The organism is Planococcus sp. 1R117A (genome assembly GCF_051417975.1).
In the GTDB taxonomy this organism is placed as follows: Bacteria; Bacillota; Bacilli; order Bacillales_A; family Planococcaceae; genus Planococcus; species Planococcus shenhongbingii.
Window position 1 is genome coordinate 1 of record NZ_JBPRLO010000014.1, and the last position, 15,939, is coordinate 15,939.

Genomic DNA, 15,939 nt, shown 5'->3' on the forward strand with positions numbered 1-15,939 from the left:
GAGGCCACACCCGTTCCCATCCCGAACACGGCAGTTAAGCTCTTTTGCGCCAATGGTAGTTGGGGGTCTCCCCCTGCGAGAGTAGGACATTGCTGGGCCCTGTAAGAAGAAGAAGCCGTTGCCGGTATTCCCGGCAACGGCTTTTTTGTGTTTTCTTTTACAACAGAGCTAAGGCTTAAAAAATATTAAACTGTTTATATTTTACTAGCTACATGACCATATTTCTTGTATATCTATCTTCTAAGTTATAATCTAAAGAAAATTGAAAGGGTGGATTGAATGAGCGCTCTTTATGAATATGAAGTAACTAAAGCAAATGGGGAAAAGGAATCATTGGCAAGATTTAAAGGGCAGCCTTTAATTATTGTCAATACTGCCAGCAAATGTGGGCTTACTCCTCAATTTGAAGAGTTGCAAAGCCTTTATGAAAAATACAAAGATCAAGGCCTCCAAATACTAGGTTTTCCAAGCGGTCAATTTAATGATCAGGAGTTCCACAACCAAGATGAAACAATGGAGTTCTGCAAAGTGAATTATGGCGTCACTTTTCCGATGTTCGCAAAAGTAGATGTAAAAGGAAGCGATGCCGATCCTTTATTCACATATTTAACTTCTGAGCAAAAGGGTTTACTAACGAACAGCATCAAATGGAATTTCACGAAATTTCTTGTAGACCGTGAAGGAAATGTGGTAAAACGGTATGCTCCTCAAACAGCGCCAAGTAAAATGGAGGAAGATATTACAAAGCTGCTATAATGCACTATTCGGAATATTTTTTCTTATTCTTGTTTTCTTGACACCTTATACCGACGCTGATAACCTTACAATAATATTCAAAAGGAAGCAGGAGGCGTGTCAATAATGTGGGAGTCGAAATTTGTAAAAGAAGGTTTAACATTTGATGATGTTTTGTTAGTTCCAGCGCAATCGGAAGTTTTGCCAAAGGATATAAATTTATCGGTGGAATTAACGCCAACCATCAAATTGAACATCCCTATTATTAGTGCAGGGATGGATACTGTCACAGAAGCGAAAATGGCAATCTCCATGGCTCGTCAAGGCGGTCTTGGAGTCATTCATAAAAATATGAGCATTGAAGAACAAGCGGAACAAGTAACGACTGTTAAGCGATCAGAAAACGGCGTTATCACAGATCCCTTCTTCTTAACTCCTACACATCAGGTTTTTGATGCTGAACATTTAATGGGGAAATACCGCATTTCTGGAGTTCCAATTGTTAATAATGAAGAAGAGCAAAAATTAGTCGGCATTATTACCAACCGTGATTTGCGTTTTATTCAAGATTATTCCCTGCAAATTGATGATGTTATGACGAAAGAACAGCTGGTTACTGCTTCAGTTGGCACTACGCTGGAAGATGCAGAAAAGATTTTGCAGCAATACAAAATTGAAAAACTGCCCATCGTTGATGACAGCGGCATCTTAAAAGGCTTGATTACGATTAAAGATATTGAAAAAGTAATCGAGTTTCCAAATGCAGCGAAAGATGTTCATGGCCGATTACTTGTCGGTGCAGCGGTCGGTGTTACTTCAGATACAATGAAACGGGTAGAATACCTGGTTAAAGCTTCTGTAGATGTGATTGTTCTGGATACAGCTCATGGCCACTCAAAAGGCGTGCTGGAAATGGTTAAACAGATCCGTGCAGAATATCCGGAATTGGCTATTATTGCAGGCAATGTGGCTACTGCTGAAGGAACAAAAGCTTTGATTGATGCTGGAGCAGATGTCGTTAAAGTAGGGATCGGACCTGGTTCGATTTGTACGACACGCGTGGTAGCAGGTGTAGGAGTTCCGCAAATTACAGCTGTCTATGACTGTGCAACAGAAGCTCGCAAACACGGCAGAACCATTATTGCAGATGGCGGGATTAAATATTCCGGTGATATCATTAAAGCGCTGGCAGCAGGCGGACATGTTGTAATGCTTGGAAGTCTTCTTGCCGGAACAACTGAAAGCCCGGGAGAAACAGAAATCTTCCAAGGACGCCAATTTAAGAATTATCGGGGAATGGGTTCTATTGCATCTATGGAAAAAGGTTCTAAAGACCGTTATTTCCAAGATGAAGCGAAAAAATTGGTTCCAGAAGGAATCGAAGGCCGCTTGCCTTATAAAGGGCCATTGGCAGATACCATCCATCAATTGCTTGGCGGCATCCGTGCCGGAATGGGATACTGCGGCACCCCGGATTTGAAAACATTGCGCGAGGAAGCACAATTTATCCGCATGACTGGCGCAGGGCTTCGCGAAAGCCATCCGCATGATGTGCAAATCACAAAAGAATCACCAAACTATTCGATTTCATAAAAACTTGCAATCAGTCTTTTATAGATAGTAGATTCCAATTTTTATAAAAAGAATGTTGCTAATGAATGAATTAAATCTGAATCGTATCTTTTAGCACCCTTAATCGCCTAAATTTAGGCGTAAAGGGTGCTTTTTTCATATTTTTGCTACGGGACTTATATAATATGATAAAATGGCATGGGGAAACTTACAGATGGAGGTATTTAATTAAGTGAGAAATGTAGTTAAAATAACAATTTTATTGACTGTAATGGCTGTATTTTTAACTGTTGTGAGACCACAGCCAACCAAAGCGGCAGATTCTTTGAATATAAAGGCAGATGCTGCCATTTTAGTAGATGCTGATTCGGGCAAAATATTATATGGACAAAATGCTGAGGCTTCTTTAGGTATTGCCAGCATGACCAAGATGATGACGGAATATCTGTTATTTGAAGCGATTGAAGACGGCCGAGTGTCCTGGGATCAGGAGTATACGGTAACAGATTATGCTTATAAAATTTCACAGGATATGAGCCTAAGCAATGTACCTTTGCGAAAAGGGGAATCGTACACTATTCAAGAGCTGTATGAAGCGATGGCTATTTATTCTGCGAATGCGGCTACGATTGGAATTGCTGAAACGATCGCTGGAACTGAAGAAGAATTCGTCCGGCTGATGAATGAGAAAGCGAAAGAATTGGGTCTGACAGATGCCAAATTGGTCAATTCAACCGGTTTGAGCAATTCGCTTTTGATGGGAATGCATCCAAAAAACACGGGTCCTAATGATGAAAACGTTATGTCGGCCAAGTCCGTGGCGAAATTAACTAAAGCGCTGCTGGACAAGTATCCGGAAGTGTTAGAGACGACAAAAATTCCTTATAAGGTGTTCCGTGAAGGAACAGCCGATGCAACAGGCATGTTGAACTGGAATTCAATGCTTCCAGGTCTGGCTTATGAATACGAAGGTGTTGATGGTTTAAAAACCGGCAGTACGGATTTTGCCGGGCATAGCTTTGCCGGCACCGCTAAACGCGGAGACACCCGCCTGATCGCCGTTGTCATGAAAGCGGTCGATGACAAAGGCGTCGGTTCTTATAAAGCACGTTTTGATGCCACCCGGGTATTATTCGATTTTGGCTTCGGCCAGTTTAAAACAGAGGAAGTTGTTCCTGCAGGTTATCAGTTTAAAGGAAAAGAAACTTTGCCGGTAATCAAAGGAAAAGAAGATGAAGTTAATATTGCGGTTAAAGAACCAATTACGATGATGATCCGCACAAGTGATAAAGATTCGTATAAGCCTGAATTAGTCATTGATGAATCGTTAATGACAGATGGCAAGATTGAAGCTGAAATTGAAAAAGACCAAGTGATTGGAACTGTGAAGCTTGTAAAAGAAGAAGGCATGGATTACGGCTATTTGAATGAAACCACTGGTCCTGTAGAAGTGGTTGCGACAGAAAAAGTAGAACGGGCCAACTGGTTCTCGTTGTCTATGCAAGCTGTCGGCAGCTTTATGGGCAGTATGTGGACAGGCGCACTTGATTTTGTAAAAGGATTATTCTAAAAAAAGCAGTTCATCTTTTGAGATGAACTGCTTTTTTCAATGGGATGTTCCAGCATTCCATAAGCTGCAGGATGCCTTGTTCAATTTCATCTTCCGTTAATCCGCCAAACCCGAGGACAATTTGCGGAGGAGAAACTGTTTTCCCTTCGACATCGTATGAACCTAAGCCAAAGACGCGAATGCCTGCATGTTTAGCCCGTTCAACCAATTCTCTTTCTGTGATAGAGGTTTGAATGGTTAAGACAATATGCATGCCGGCTTGCTGCCCGGAAACGGTAACAGCTGGTGCAAATAACAGCAGAAGCGATGTTAAATGCTCAAGCTTTTTCTTGTAAAGTTTGCGCATCCGGTTCAAATGGCGGGAAAAATGCCCTTCTTTCATGAACTCCGATACCAGCTGCTGGTCCATACGCGGCACGGACGAAGAATAATGGAGGAAAGTCCGCTGATAAGCGCGCAGCAAGCGTTTTGGCAGAACCATATAAGCAAGCCGCAAAGATGGCATGAGCGATTTAGAAAACGTACTGATATAGATGACCCGGCCGCTTAAATCCATGCTTTGAAGAGCTGGTATAGGACGGCTCGTGTAACGGAATTCACTGTCGTAGTCGTCTTCAATGATATAGCGCTCCGGCTTTGCAGCTGCCCAGTTCAATAATTGGGCGCGTTTAGTAGCGCTGAGCACAGAGCCTGTCGGAAATTGATGAGACGGTGTGACATAGGCGATATCCACTTCTGAAGCCTCCAGTTCCGTAACATTAATGCCATCTTCTTCTATGCTGATTGGCACCGCTTTTCGGTCATGGTGCGCAAAAATGCTGTGGGTTAATGGATATCCCGGATTTTCAAAGCCAAACACGACCGTTTTATCAAGCAAACGGATCAGCAGAGGCATCAATTGTTCGGTTCCGGAGCCAATAATGATTTGCTCCGCACTACACACTACTCCCCGTGATTGAAATAAATAACGGGAAATTTCATGGCGCAGCGCTTCATCGCCTTGTGGATGCCCCGTCAATAGCAATTCATGGTTTATCTCATCCAGCACATCTTTTGACAATTTGCGCCATGTAGAAAAAGGAAACGAATGGGTATCAATTTTTCCTGGATTAAAGTCGTACCGGTACTCAAGACGTTCATTAACCAAAGGCTCATCTTGTGGCATGTCCAGATAAGCCAATTCTTCTACCGGCTGTGCATAAAATCCTTTACGGGCTCTTGATTCAATAAACCCTTCAGCAACCAGCTGGCCATAGGCGAGTTCAACAGTAGTTTGGCTGATGTCCAGGAACTCGGAAAGTTTCCGTTTACTGGGCAATTTGGTATCGACAGAAATTTTACCAGAAATAATGGCTTGTTTTATTTCCTTGTAAAGCTGTTTATATAAAGGGGTGCTATTTTGCCGTTGAAGTTGAAACATGAGCATATCCATCATTCTTTCTCCTAACTGACCTTATGAATTAATGCGAATCTGAGTATTTCTATATGGTCAAACTCTATTATACTGAAAATATTATGAAAAGGGGGAATTATTGATGAGTAATCATGGAACAGATCGTGTAAAACGAGGAATGGCAGAAATGCAAAAAGGCGGCGTTATTATGGACGTGGTCAATGCAGAGCAAGCGCGTATTGCAGAAGCTGCTGGTGCTACTGCTGTTATGGCACTGGAACGTGTCCCTTCCGATATCCGCAGAGACGGCGGCGTAGCCCGCATGGCAGACCCGCGCATTACAGAAGAAGTGATGAAAGCTGTATCTATTCCGGTGATGGCCAAAGCACGCATTGGCCATATTGTGGAAGCACGCATATTGGAAGCGATGGGCGTTGATTACATAGACGAAAGCGAAGTGCTGACGCCGGCAGACGAAGAATTCCATTTATTGAAAGATGCTTATACGGTACCTTTCGTCTGCGGCTGCCGCAATTTGGGCGAAGCGGCGCGCCGCATTGGTGAAGGGGCTTCAATGCTTCGTACAAAAGGCGAGCCGGGAACCGGCAATATTGTAGAAGCGGTCCGCCATCTGCGCCAAGTAAACGCAGAAGTGCGCAAAGTCGTGACTTTGAGCGATGATGAATTGATGACGGAAGCGCGCAATTTGGGAGCTTCCTACGAATTCCTGAAAGAAGTGAAACGCCTTGGCCGTTTGCCTGTCGTCAACTTTGCGGCCGGCGGTGTTGCGACGCCTGCCGATGCAGCGTTGATGATGGAACTCGGGGCAGACGGCGTGTTTGTTGGATCGGGTATCTTTAAATCGGAAAACCCGGAACGGTTCGCCCGTGCGATTGTGGAAGCGACGACGCATTATCAGGATTACAAATTGATCGCTGAATTGTCCAAAGACCTGGGCATTGCTATGAAAGGCATTGAAATTTCCACGATTGCAGCAGGAGACCGCATGCAGGAGCGGGGCTGGTAAGATGAAACGAGTCGGAGTGCTGGCATTGCAAGGAGCTGTACGCGAGCATGTACAATCAATTGAAGCAAGTGGAGCGGAAGCGGTCCTGGTGAAATGGCCAAAAGATCTGGAATCTTTGGATGCCTTGATTTTGCCAGGCGGAGAAAGTACGACGATGCGCCGTTTGATTGACCGTTATGGCATGATGGAGCCGCTCCGTGAATTTGCAGCTTCCGGCAAGCCAATGTTCGGCACTTGTGCGGGGTTAATTCTGCTCGCCGGCAAGGTCGTCGGCTATGACGAACCTCATCTGGGTGTTATGGATGTCATCGTAGAGCGCAATTCGTTCGGCCGCCAAGTCGACAGTTTTGAAGCATCTTTATCCATTAAAGGCATTGATGATCCGTTTGAAGCGGTCTTTATCCGGGCGCCGCATATTGTCAGCGCTGGTCCAACCACTGAAGTGTTGTGCGAACATGAGGGAAAAGTCGTCATGGCAAGAAGCGGCCAGTTTCTTGGCTGTTCATTTCATCCAGAGTTGACAAAGGATCACCGGATTACTGAGTACTTTTTAAGCATGATCCCTTCAGAAACTGGTATTCTCTTGCCAAATTAATCAGTTTATAGTAAAGTATGATTAATTTAAAAGTAGAAACGTTGATGGGGAATAGTAATACGTCTGTTTTTCCAAAGAGAGCCGGTGGTTGGTGCAAACCGGTGAAAAGCGCGTGTGAATCCACTCCTGAGTTGCATGGCGACACAAGCCATTGCCGGTTTAAAGGCCGTTATGTAATGAAGAGGATTGGCTTTTGCCAATCAATCAGGGTGGCAACGCGGGTAGCTCTCGTCCCTTTACCAAGGGATGAGGGCTATTTTTGTTGTCTTTTTTCCATTAACCGAAAATTGAAGGAGGAACCAGCATGTTAGATATTAAATACGTACGTGCCAATTTTGAACAAGTAAAAACAAAACTAGCGAAACGCGGGGAAGATATTTCCGTTCTTAATGATTTCGAAGAAGTGGATGCAAAGCGCCGTGAATTGATTGCCCAAACAGAAAAGTTAAAGGCAGAACGCAATGAAGCTTCACAAAACATCGCGACCATGAAACGCAATAAAGAAAATGCGGATGAAGCCATTGCGAAGATGCGTGCAGTCGGCGACGAAATCAAAGTGATTGATGATCAATTGCGTGAAGTGGAAGAGCGCTTGAATTACATCATGATGCGCGTGCCGAACATTCCGCATGACAGTGTGCCGGTCGGCGATTCTGAAGACGACAACGTGGAAATCCGCACTTGGGGCACTAAACCGGAGTTTGGGTTCGAAATCAAACCGCATTGGGATCTCGGAACAGATTTGAACATCATCGATTTTGAACGGGCCGCAAAAGTGACGGGCAGCCGTTTCGTGTTTTACCGCGGTCTTGGTGCACGCCTGGAACGCGCACTCATCAACTTCATGATGGATCTGCATCAGGAAGAACACGGCTACGAAGAAATGCTGCCGCCGTATCTGGTTAACCGTGAAAGCTTAACTGGAACTGGCCAGCTTCCAAAGTTTGAAGAAGATGCTTTCTTGATTGAAGAAGAAGATTATTTTTTGATTCCGACTTCTGAAGTGCCAGTTACAAACTTTTACCGCAACGAAATTTTAGATGGGGAAATGCTGCCTCAGGCCTTTGCATCTTATAGCGCGAATTTCCGCTCTGAAGCAGGTTCTGCGGGCCGTGACACGCGCGGGTTAATCAGACAGCATCAATTCAATAAAGTCGAACTGGTGCGCTTTGTAAAGCCGGAGGATTCTTATGATGAATTGGAGAAATTGACGGGACATGCTGAGAAAGTATTGCAGCTTCTTGGATTGCCTTACCGCGTCTTGAAAATGTGTACAGCGGATCTGGGCTTTACCGCTGCGAAAAAATACGATATTGAAGTTTGGATTCCAAGTCAGGAAATGTACCGGGAAATTTCTTCTTGCAGTAATTTCGAAGATTTCCAGGCACGCCGCACTAATATTAAATTCCGCCGCGAACCAAATGGCAAGCCGGAATTTGTGCATACCTTGAACGGCAGCGGGTTAGCTATCGGACGGACAGTAGCGGCTTTGCTGGAAAATTGCCAGCAACAAGACGGATCGATTTTAATTCCGGAAATACTGCGTCCGTATATGGGCGGCAAAGACCTTATCAAATAAAACCTGAGACTCAAAAGCAAAATGCTTTTGGGTCTTTTTTATTTTTCGCCAGAACGGGTAAAGAACAGCTAAAGCCATTTGAGAGGAGTTGTTGATATGGAGGATCTATCGTTTCAATGGATTAAAACGAACGGCATTGCGCTGCATACTGCAGTAGCGGGACCTGAAGAGGGGCCGCTTGCCATTTTGCTGCATGGCTTTCCGGAATTTTGGTTTGGCTGGAAAAAGCAAATTGAACCGCTCACTAAAATGGGCTACCGCGTCGCAGTACCGGATCAGCGCGGTTATAATTTAAGCGACAAGCCCCAAGACATCGAAAGCTATAGCTTGGATTTACTGCGGGACGATGTAGTGGGATTAATCGAGCATTTCGGCAGAACCAATGCGGCCATTATTGGCCATGACTGGGGAGGGGCAGTAGCCTGGCATTTGGCTTCTACCAAGCCGCAGTACGTTGAAAGAATGATTGCAGTCAATATTCCGCATCCTCAGGCCATGCCGAGGGTACTGAAGCGCAATCCATTGCAATGGGCAAGAAGCTCATATATCGCTTTTTTCCAATTACCGGATTTACCGGAGAAAATGCTGGCTGCGGATTATTTCAAGACGATGGTAGGGAGTTTGGTATCAACAAGCAATCCGGATACATTTAGTGAGGAAGAGCTGGCCGCTTATCAGGAGGCATGGGATCAGCCAGGTGCGTTGACGGCTATGCTCAATTGGTACCGGGCGATCCGGCAAGGCAACGTCCTGCAAGTACCGGAACAAAAAATCAGCGTCCCTGTTCGCATCATCTGGGGAATCGGCGATCAGTTCCTGTCAACGGAACTGGCAAAGGAAAGCCTGGACTTTTGCGAAGACGCTGAATTGGTGTTTGTCGGAGAAGCGACCCATTGGATCCATCATGAACAAGCTTATATCCTCAATCTGCTTATTGAGCAGTTTTTAACCGAAGAAAAAGCGGCAGCCCTATAAGAGCTCCCGCTTTTTCTTTTTCTTATTTTCCCTGAGTGCACGGAAAAATTGGGTAAGCAACCCTCCGCATTCCGCAGCCATCACATTTTCAGTAACATCACATTGATGATTGAAGCGGTCATCGTTAAGCAGCCGGTACAGTGAATCGACGCTGCCGGCTTTGGCATCGCGTGCCCCGTAGATGACCCTTGGAATGCGGGACTGCAAAATGGCACCCGCACACATTGGACATGGCTCTAACGTTACGTAAAGGTTGGTGTTCTCCAGGCGCCAGCTGCCTAGTTGCTGGCATGCTTCTTGAATAGCTAAAAGTTCAGCGTGTGTTACTGCATTTTGAGTAGTTTCCCGCAAATTATGTGCCCGTGCAATCACTTTTCCTTCATGCACGATAACGGCTCCAATCGGGACTTCTCCTTTTGCTGCCGCTTTTTGGGCTTCTTCAATCGCGAGGCCCATATAATAATGGTCTTGTTCAATTCCGTTCATCATTCATCTCTCCTTACTTGCAAGTGTATCATTTTTTAGACAGCAAAAATAAAGAAGTCTTATCTTACAGAGGGGAAAAGACTAAAAAGTGTTGGCCACTTAAGCAAAGCCTAAGATCAGCGGGAGAAAACTTTTAAATCGCCTATCCATTAAATTAGGGCATGCTTTTTTTCTATTTTTAAAAGGAAGTCTGTGTTAAAATGAATGGCACTGTACAACACTTGAACAGAAAGAGGGGAACTTCCCATGCCGGTGCCATTTATAACGGTAGAAGGTCCGATTGGCGTTGGCAAAACGTCACTGGCAAAAGCAATTGCTGACCACCATCAATTTCAGATGTTAAAAGAAATTGTCGATGAAAATCCGTTTCTTACTAAATTTTACGAAGACATTGAGGAATGGAGTTTCCAGACTGAAATGTTCTTTTTATGCAACCGCTATAAGCAGTTGTCTGATATTCAAAAGAAATTCATCTCTAAACGCGAGCCTGTCGCAGCGGATTATCATATTTTCAAGAACTTGATTTTTGCGAAGCGCACATTGCCGGCAGCCGAGTATGCCAAATACGAAGCCATCTATAAGATCCTGACAGCAGATATGCCAGCACCCAATATGGTGATTTACCTGCATGCCAGCCTTGAAACACTGATGAAACGCATCAAAATGCGTGGACGTGAATTCGAGAAAATGATTACCCCGGCCTATATGGAACAACTGCTGGCTGATTACCATGAATTTATTGAACGTTTTGAACGCGAACATCCGGAAATTCCGGTGTTGCGGTTTAATGGCGATGACATGGATTTCGTCCAGAATGAACCAGATTTACGTCTGATTTTAAGCAAAGTGGACGAAACCTTAAAACAAAGGAGTTTAACAATATGAATTTACGTGAAAAATACGGTATTCCGGCAGATGCCGTAATTACAATTGCCGGTACGGTAGGTGTCGGCAAATCAACGATGACTAAGGCGTTAGCAGACGCGCTTCAATTCCGCACCTCTTTTGAAAAAGTGGATGCCAATCCTTATCTGGATTTGTTTTATGATGATTTTGAGAAATGGAGTTTTCATCTTCAAATCTATTTCCTGGCAGAACGCTTCAAAGAGCAAAAGCGCATGTTTGAATACGGCGGCGGTTTTGTCCAAGATCGTTCGATTTATGAAGACACTGGCATTTTTGCAAAAATGCACTGGGAAAAAGGCACAATGAATGACGTGGATTATGAAACGTATACGAATCTGTTCGAAGCGATGGTTATGACTCCTTATTTCCCACACCCGGACTTGTTGATTTACTTGGAAGGGTCGATTGAAGATATTTTAGGCCGCATCCAGGAACGAGGCCGTCTAATGGAGCAGCAGACGCCGGTTGAATATTGGATTGAAATGCACGGGCGCTATGAGAAGTGGATTAACTCGTTTAACGGCTGCCCGGTTCTGCGTTTAAACATTAATGAATACGACTTAATGAATGATCCTGACTGCAAGGAACGCATCGTAGAACGAATCGGCAACTTTATGCAGCAAACATCTTTATTGAAAAAATAAGCTAACACCCCAGTCTATTGCAGGCTGGGGTGTTATTATTTCCCGGGAAATAATAAAGGCAATAAAAAAAGCAGAAGGCGGTAAGCCTTCTGCTTGTTAAGTCATCTTTTATGTATCGAAATCTTCAGACATGTAAGTCCTGAAAAAAATTCGCTACTTTCGTAACGAATCCAATCTCGAATTTATATGCGCGTGTAAATTCAAAAAAATGGAGGAGGAAGAGGGATTCGAACCCCCGCGGGATTTGACTCCCCTGTCGGTTTTCAAGACCGATCCCTTCAGCCAAACTTGGGTATTCCTCCGTATCAGACAAGAATTAATTTATCATAAAGAGAAACTTGCTGTCAACACTTTTGGTAATCTTTTTTTAAAAATTTTTAATGGTATAGTTTGTAGCCGTTGGTATTCCGCAGAACAACTCCATATTTAAGTGAGCAATCAAGTGATCTTCTCTTTTAGAAAGCTTATCCGGCGCGGTTCATCGCAGGAGCACGAGTCTTTGCCCTGCCCAAAGCAGTGTATAAAAGGATATGTTAGTCCAACTTATATAAGCTTATTTTTTATGCAGAGCCCAGCTTTTAAATATTTTATATTCTTTAAGGCTTACGGATTGATTTTTTCAGAAAACATTCGTATACTAATAAATGCCGTGCTAGGTGGGAAGATAGCGGTGTCCTGTAACCTGCAATCCGCTTTAGCAGGACTGAATCCCTTTCCTAGGCTGTTTGTGTGCAGGGTCTGCCCCTTGCACGTAGTGTTGACGTTTGGGTCCTGCGCAATGGAAACCCATGAACCATGTCAGGTCCGGAAGGAAGCAGCATTAAGTGGAACTTTTCATGTGCCGCGGGATTGCCTAGATCGAGCTAACGACAAGGGTAACGCTTGTGTGCAGCAGTCAAAGAAAGGTGCACGGCATTAACTTTAAAATCAAACCTGTCCGCAAATATGCGGACAGGTTTTTTACTGGCGTTTTTTCATGCCAATCTATTAGCCAGGAAGTAATCATTCAGAAGGAACCGCCATTTATGATATAATTAAAGGACGGAAAACACTTTTAACAAAAGGAGAGAAAAACGTTGGCGTATCAAGCTTTTTATCGTGTGTACCGGCCGCAGTCCTTTTCTGAAATGTCAGGTCAGTCGCATATTAAACAAACCCTTCAAAATGCTCTCCTTTACAATAAGACAACTCATGCTTATTTATTCTCAGGTCCGCGGGGGACAGGGAAAACGAGTGCAGCTAAAATTTTTGCGAAAGCACTCAACTGTGAACAGGCACCTGTGGCAGAACCTTGCAATGAATGCAGTTCTTGTAAAAGCATTACTGAAGGGTCCAATACAGATGTCATTGAATTTGATGCCGCATCAAATTCCCGAGTGGAAGAAATGCGGGAAATCATTGAAAAAGTCCGGTTTTCTCCGGCAAATTCCCGGTTTAAAATTTATATTATTGATGAAGTGCATATGCTCTCCAATAGTGCCTTTAACGCCTTGTTGAAAACGCTTGAAGAGCCGCCAGAGCATGTTGTATTTATCTTGGCGACTACAGAGCCGCATAAACTGCCGCTTACCATTATTTCTCGTTGTCAGCGCTTTGATTTTAAACGGTTGTCGCAAGCGGATATTGTGGAACGGATGATTGAAGTATTAACGGACGCAGGCCTTCCTTATAACGAGCAAGTGTTGAAAGTTATTGCCCAAGCAGCAGCGGGCGGAATGCGGGATGCACTCAGCTTGCTGGATCAAGTAGTATCATTCAGCGGTGATGAAATGACGATTGAAGATGCCCTGCTTGTGACTGGCTCCATAAGCCAGGATGTATTCTATGAGATGGCAGGAGCATTGGTCGAAAAAGATATTGGCCAAGCGTTGACTCTGCTGGAACAGCTGGTCCGTGACGGGAAAGACCCAGTCCGGCTGGTAGAAGATTTCATCACTTTTTTCCGGGATTTGTTATTGATTCAAACGGCTCCGGATTTGCACGATATGCTGGAGCTTGCTACGCACGAAGAACGGTTTGAAGAGTTGGCGAAGCAATTTGAATCAGCAACTCTTTATGCATGGATTGATGTATTGACGAAAACTCAGCAGGAAATGCGGTTCTCCAATCATACAAAAATCTATTTGGAGACAGCATTATTGAAAATGGTGCAGGCAGATGCACCGGTCGCAGTTTCTTCAGGATCAGCATCTCCGGAACTGGAAGCAAAAGTTAATCAATTGGAGCAACTGATTATTCAACTTCAACAACAATTGAAAAATGGGGCTGTTGCGGCAACTCCAGCGGCGGGCGCTGAACCAAAACGCCGGCAGCGGTCTCAAAGCAGTTATAAAATCCCGGTGGGCCGCATTCAGGATGTATTGAAGAATGCGACAAAGCCGGATATCCAAGCGATCAAAACCAACTGGTCGACGGTCATGGGGCAATTGCAGAAATCACATGCGGCTTTATTGAACGAAGCGGAGCCAGTAGCGGCCTCAGCAGATGCTTTTGTGTTAAAATTCAAGTATGATATTCATTGCCAGATGGCTTCAGATAATCAGACTTTTGCTGTCGCTTTTAGCCAGCTTCTTCAACAGTATACGGGTAAAGCTTACACACCAATTTTTGTGCCGGATGAAAGCTGGTTGAAAATCCGTGAAGAGTTTATTAAAAACAGCGGATTGAAATCAGGGTCAGAAGAGAAGCATTCGGAAGCTGAAGAACAGCATCCTTTCTCTGCTGATGGGTCGGTGGCGGAAGAAGATCCGTTTATTTCTGAAGCAGAGCGGTTATTTGGCAAAGACTTTGTTGAAATTCACGACGATTAATAAACAACCTAAAGGAGGAAACTATTATGCGCGGTGGCGGAAATATGCAAGGCATGATGAAACAAATGCAGAAAATGCAAAAACAAATGGCGGAAGCCCAAGAAGAACTGGGAACATTGAAATTTGAAGGATCAGCTGGCGGCGGAATGGTGAAAGTCACTGTATCCGGACATAAAGAAGTGCTTGATGTAGTTTTAGATCCATCAGTAGTAGACCCGGAAGATGTAGAAATGCTTCAAGATCTATTGATCGTTGCGACAAACGAAGCGTTTAAAAAAGCGGAAGAACATGCGAATTCCACGATGGGGAAATTCACTAAGGGGTTAAATCTTCCTGGCATGTTCTAGGAGGTAAACGGAATGCATTACCCAGAGCCAATATCGAAACTTATGGAAAGCTTTATGAAATTGCCAGGAATCGGGCCAAAAACAGCTGCCCGGCTGGCATTTTTTGTGCTTGGGATGAAAGAAGACACGGTTCTTGATTTCGCTAAAGCGTTAGTGGATGCGAAAAGGAATTTGAGTTTTTGTTCAACGTGTGGGCATATCACCGATGTTGATCCATGCATGATTTGCCAAGATCAATCACGTGACCGGTCAACGATTTGTGTAGTGCAGGATCCAAAGGATGTCATCGCAATGGAAAAAATGCGCGATTACACAGGTCTGTATCATGTTCTTCAAGGAGCAATTTCTCCAATGGACGGAATTGGCCCGGAAGATATCAACGTTCCTTCTTTATTGAAGCGGCTGCAAGATGAAACTGTGGAAGAGTTGATCTTGGCAACAAACCCGACAATTGAAGGAGAAGCGACGGCAATGTATATTTCACGCCTAGTCAAACCTTCTGGGATCAAAACTACACGCATCGCTCACGGTCTGCCAGTTGGGGGAGACTTAGAGTATGCCGATGAAGTTACGTTATCTAAAGCAATGGAAGGCAGACGCGAGTTGTAAAGAGGAAATCGGCAAGCGTGTTTTTAAAAAGAGGGAAATTGAAAAAAGCGTTTGATGAACAATTGATTCGCCAGTTTATTGAAACAAAAGAAGAGCGGGGACGTGCGCTGGCATTAGAAAATCGGGCGGCAGACCATGAATTGTTTGGCAGGGTCGGCCGGAAGATTGCTGAAAGCAACTATCTTTTCTTATTTAAAAGAAGCGCGGATCCGCAATGTGAAATTCCAGTAAAAGCAATGGCTCCTTCAGCATTGCTTTTTATTTATGGTTTGAATTGGGCTCTTCTTATAGAAGGAACTTAAAAGAAGGCAAGTTATTTGAAGTGGATAAATCAAAATCTTTGACTCAGCTTTTCATGCCTGGTATATTAAAAAGCGTCCCAAAAAACTTGGGAATAAAAATGTATGAAAAACAATTGACATTGATGAGTGATTAAGTTATACTAATATAGTTGTTGTTTGAAGTAACAGTAGTGCTTCGGAAAAACGTAACTAGTAAAATCAACAAGCAACGGAATTAGTTGTTGACAATGTTTTTTAAATAAGTTATACTAATAAAGTTGTCGGTGAAACAAACGACGAAACCTGAACCTTGAAAACTGAATGCAAAACGTCAACAAATAGTGGGGACCGCGTTCCGAACGCGGCACCCACATTCTGCGAAGGTCGCGTGCGACCGGAGCAAAACACTA

At 44.0% G+C, this 15,939-nt stretch carries 15 protein-coding genes, 1 tRNA gene, 1 rRNA gene, 1 other RNA gene and 1 other annotated feature; of the genes, 15 read left to right on the forward strand and 3 right to left on the reverse strand.

The window, feature by feature from the left end; genetic code table 11:
- The 4 genes from rrf to ACSFXN_RS19695 all read left to right on the forward strand — a co-directional run.
- A 5S ribosomal RNA gene (rrf, locus tag ACSFXN_RS19680) occupies window positions 1-98 on the forward strand; the annotation flags it as partial.
- A gap of 181 nt (window positions 99-279) precedes the next feature.
- On the forward strand, window positions 280-756 hold the full coding sequence (locus tag ACSFXN_RS19685; RefSeq protein ID WP_437151897.1) for a glutathione peroxidase: 477 nt from the start codon (window positions 280-282) through the stop codon (window positions 754-756).
- Window positions 757-861: 105 nt separating this feature from the next.
- Window positions 862-2,328, forward strand: a complete 1,467-nt coding sequence (gene guaB, locus ACSFXN_RS19690) for an IMP dehydrogenase (protein WP_300990866.1) — start codon at window positions 862-864, stop codon at window positions 2,326-2,328.
- Between the two features lie 250 nt (window positions 2,329-2,578).
- Entirely contained in the window at window positions 2,579-3,877 is a 1,299-nt protein-coding gene (locus tag ACSFXN_RS19695; protein ID WP_437151906.1) for a D-alanyl-D-alanine carboxypeptidase family protein, read from the forward strand.
- A gap of 10 nt (window positions 3,878-3,887) precedes the next feature.
- Here the strand turns inward: ACSFXN_RS19695 and ACSFXN_RS19700 are convergent, their stop codons facing one another.
- Complete coding sequence (locus ACSFXN_RS19700) at window positions 3,888-5,309, reverse strand: PLP-dependent aminotransferase family protein (RefSeq protein ID WP_437151898.1); 1,422 nt, start codon at window positions 5,307-5,309, stop codon at window positions 3,888-3,890.
- 103 nt (window positions 5,310-5,412) lie between these two features.
- On the opposite strand from ACSFXN_RS19700, the gene pdxS reads away from it, so the two are divergent.
- The 4 genes from pdxS (at window position 5,413) to ACSFXN_RS19720 (ending at window position 9,446) form a co-directional block, all read left to right on the forward strand.
- Window positions 5,413-6,297: a pyridoxal 5'-phosphate synthase lyase subunit PdxS gene (pdxS, locus tag ACSFXN_RS19705; protein ID WP_437151899.1), complete on the forward strand. Its 885-nt coding sequence runs from the start codon at window positions 5,413-5,415 to the stop codon at window positions 6,295-6,297.
- Window position 6,298: 1 nt separating this feature from the next.
- Complete coding sequence (gene pdxT, locus ACSFXN_RS19710) at window positions 6,299-6,892, forward strand: pyridoxal 5'-phosphate synthase glutaminase subunit PdxT (protein ID WP_437151900.1); 594 nt, start codon at window positions 6,299-6,301, stop codon at window positions 6,890-6,892.
- 32 nt (window positions 6,893-6,924) lie between these two features.
- Window positions 6,925-7,131: a binding site (T-box leader), on the forward strand.
- Window positions 7,132-7,196: 65 nt separating this feature from the next.
- Window positions 7,197-8,471 (forward strand): serine--tRNA ligase, encoded by a 1,275-nt coding sequence (gene serS, locus ACSFXN_RS19715; protein WP_437151901.1) that lies wholly within the window; start codon window positions 7,197-7,199, stop codon window positions 8,469-8,471.
- Between the two features lie 96 nt (window positions 8,472-8,567).
- Entirely contained in the window at window positions 8,568-9,446 is an 879-nt protein-coding gene (locus ACSFXN_RS19720) for an alpha/beta fold hydrolase (protein WP_437151902.1), read from the forward strand.
- On the opposite strand, the gene tadA is transcribed toward ACSFXN_RS19720, so the two are convergent.
- A complete protein-coding gene (tadA, locus tag ACSFXN_RS19725) occupies window positions 9,441-9,932 on the reverse strand; it encodes a tRNA adenosine(34) deaminase TadA (protein ID WP_437151907.1) in 492 nt (163 codons plus the stop codon). The two genes, ACSFXN_RS19720 and tadA, sit on opposite strands and share 6 nt — an antisense overlap.
- 246 nt (window positions 9,933-10,178) lie before the next feature.
- Here tadA and ACSFXN_RS19730 point away from each other — a divergent pair, with 246 nt between their 5' ends.
- Both ACSFXN_RS19730 and ACSFXN_RS19735 read left to right on the forward strand, forming a co-directional pair.
- A complete protein-coding gene (locus ACSFXN_RS19730) occupies window positions 10,179-10,817 on the forward strand; it encodes a deoxynucleoside kinase (RefSeq protein ID WP_300990872.1) in 639 nt (212 codons plus the stop codon).
- Window positions 10,814-11,482 carry a deoxynucleoside kinase gene (locus ACSFXN_RS19735; protein ID WP_437151903.1) on the forward strand — a complete coding sequence of 223 codons (669 nt, stop codon included), beginning with the start codon at window positions 10,814-10,816 and terminating at the stop codon, window positions 11,480-11,482. Before ACSFXN_RS19730 ends, ACSFXN_RS19735 begins: the two co-directional genes overlap by 4 nt.
- A 209-nt stretch (window positions 11,483-11,691) precedes the next feature.
- On the opposite strand, the gene ACSFXN_RS19740 is transcribed toward ACSFXN_RS19735, so the two are convergent.
- A tRNA-Ser gene (locus tag ACSFXN_RS19740) sits at window positions 11,692-11,784 on the reverse strand.
- 345 nt (window positions 11,785-12,129) lie between these two features.
- On the opposite strand from ACSFXN_RS19740, the gene ffs reads away from it, so the two are divergent.
- The 5 genes from ffs to ACSFXN_RS19765 all read left to right on the forward strand — a co-directional run bounded on the left by ffs (window position 12,130) and on the right by ACSFXN_RS19765 (window position 15,550).
- Window positions 12,130-12,395: signal recognition particle sRNA large type (gene ffs / locus ACSFXN_RS19745), an RNA gene on the forward strand.
- Between the two features lie 163 nt (window positions 12,396-12,558).
- Window positions 12,559-14,292 carry a DNA polymerase III subunit gamma/tau gene (gene dnaX / locus ACSFXN_RS19750; RefSeq protein WP_300990874.1) on the forward strand — a complete coding sequence of 578 codons (1,734 nt, stop codon included), beginning with the start codon at window positions 12,559-12,561 and terminating at the stop codon, window positions 14,290-14,292.
- A 26-nt stretch (window positions 14,293-14,318) separates the two neighbouring features.
- Window positions 14,319-14,639, forward strand: coding sequence for a YbaB/EbfC family nucleoid-associated protein (locus ACSFXN_RS19755; protein WP_300990875.1), 321 nt, complete (start codon window positions 14,319-14,321; stop codon window positions 14,637-14,639).
- Window positions 14,640-14,651: 12 nt separating this feature from the next.
- Complete coding sequence (recR, locus tag ACSFXN_RS19760; protein ID WP_437151904.1) at window positions 14,652-15,248, forward strand: recombination mediator RecR; 597 nt, start codon at window positions 14,652-14,654, stop codon at window positions 15,246-15,248.
- A gap of 17 nt (window positions 15,249-15,265) precedes the next feature.
- Window positions 15,266-15,550, forward strand: a complete 285-nt coding sequence (locus ACSFXN_RS19765; RefSeq protein WP_437151905.1) for a DUF2508 family protein — start codon at window positions 15,266-15,268, stop codon at window positions 15,548-15,550.
- Window positions 15,551-15,939: the final 389 nt, after the last annotated feature.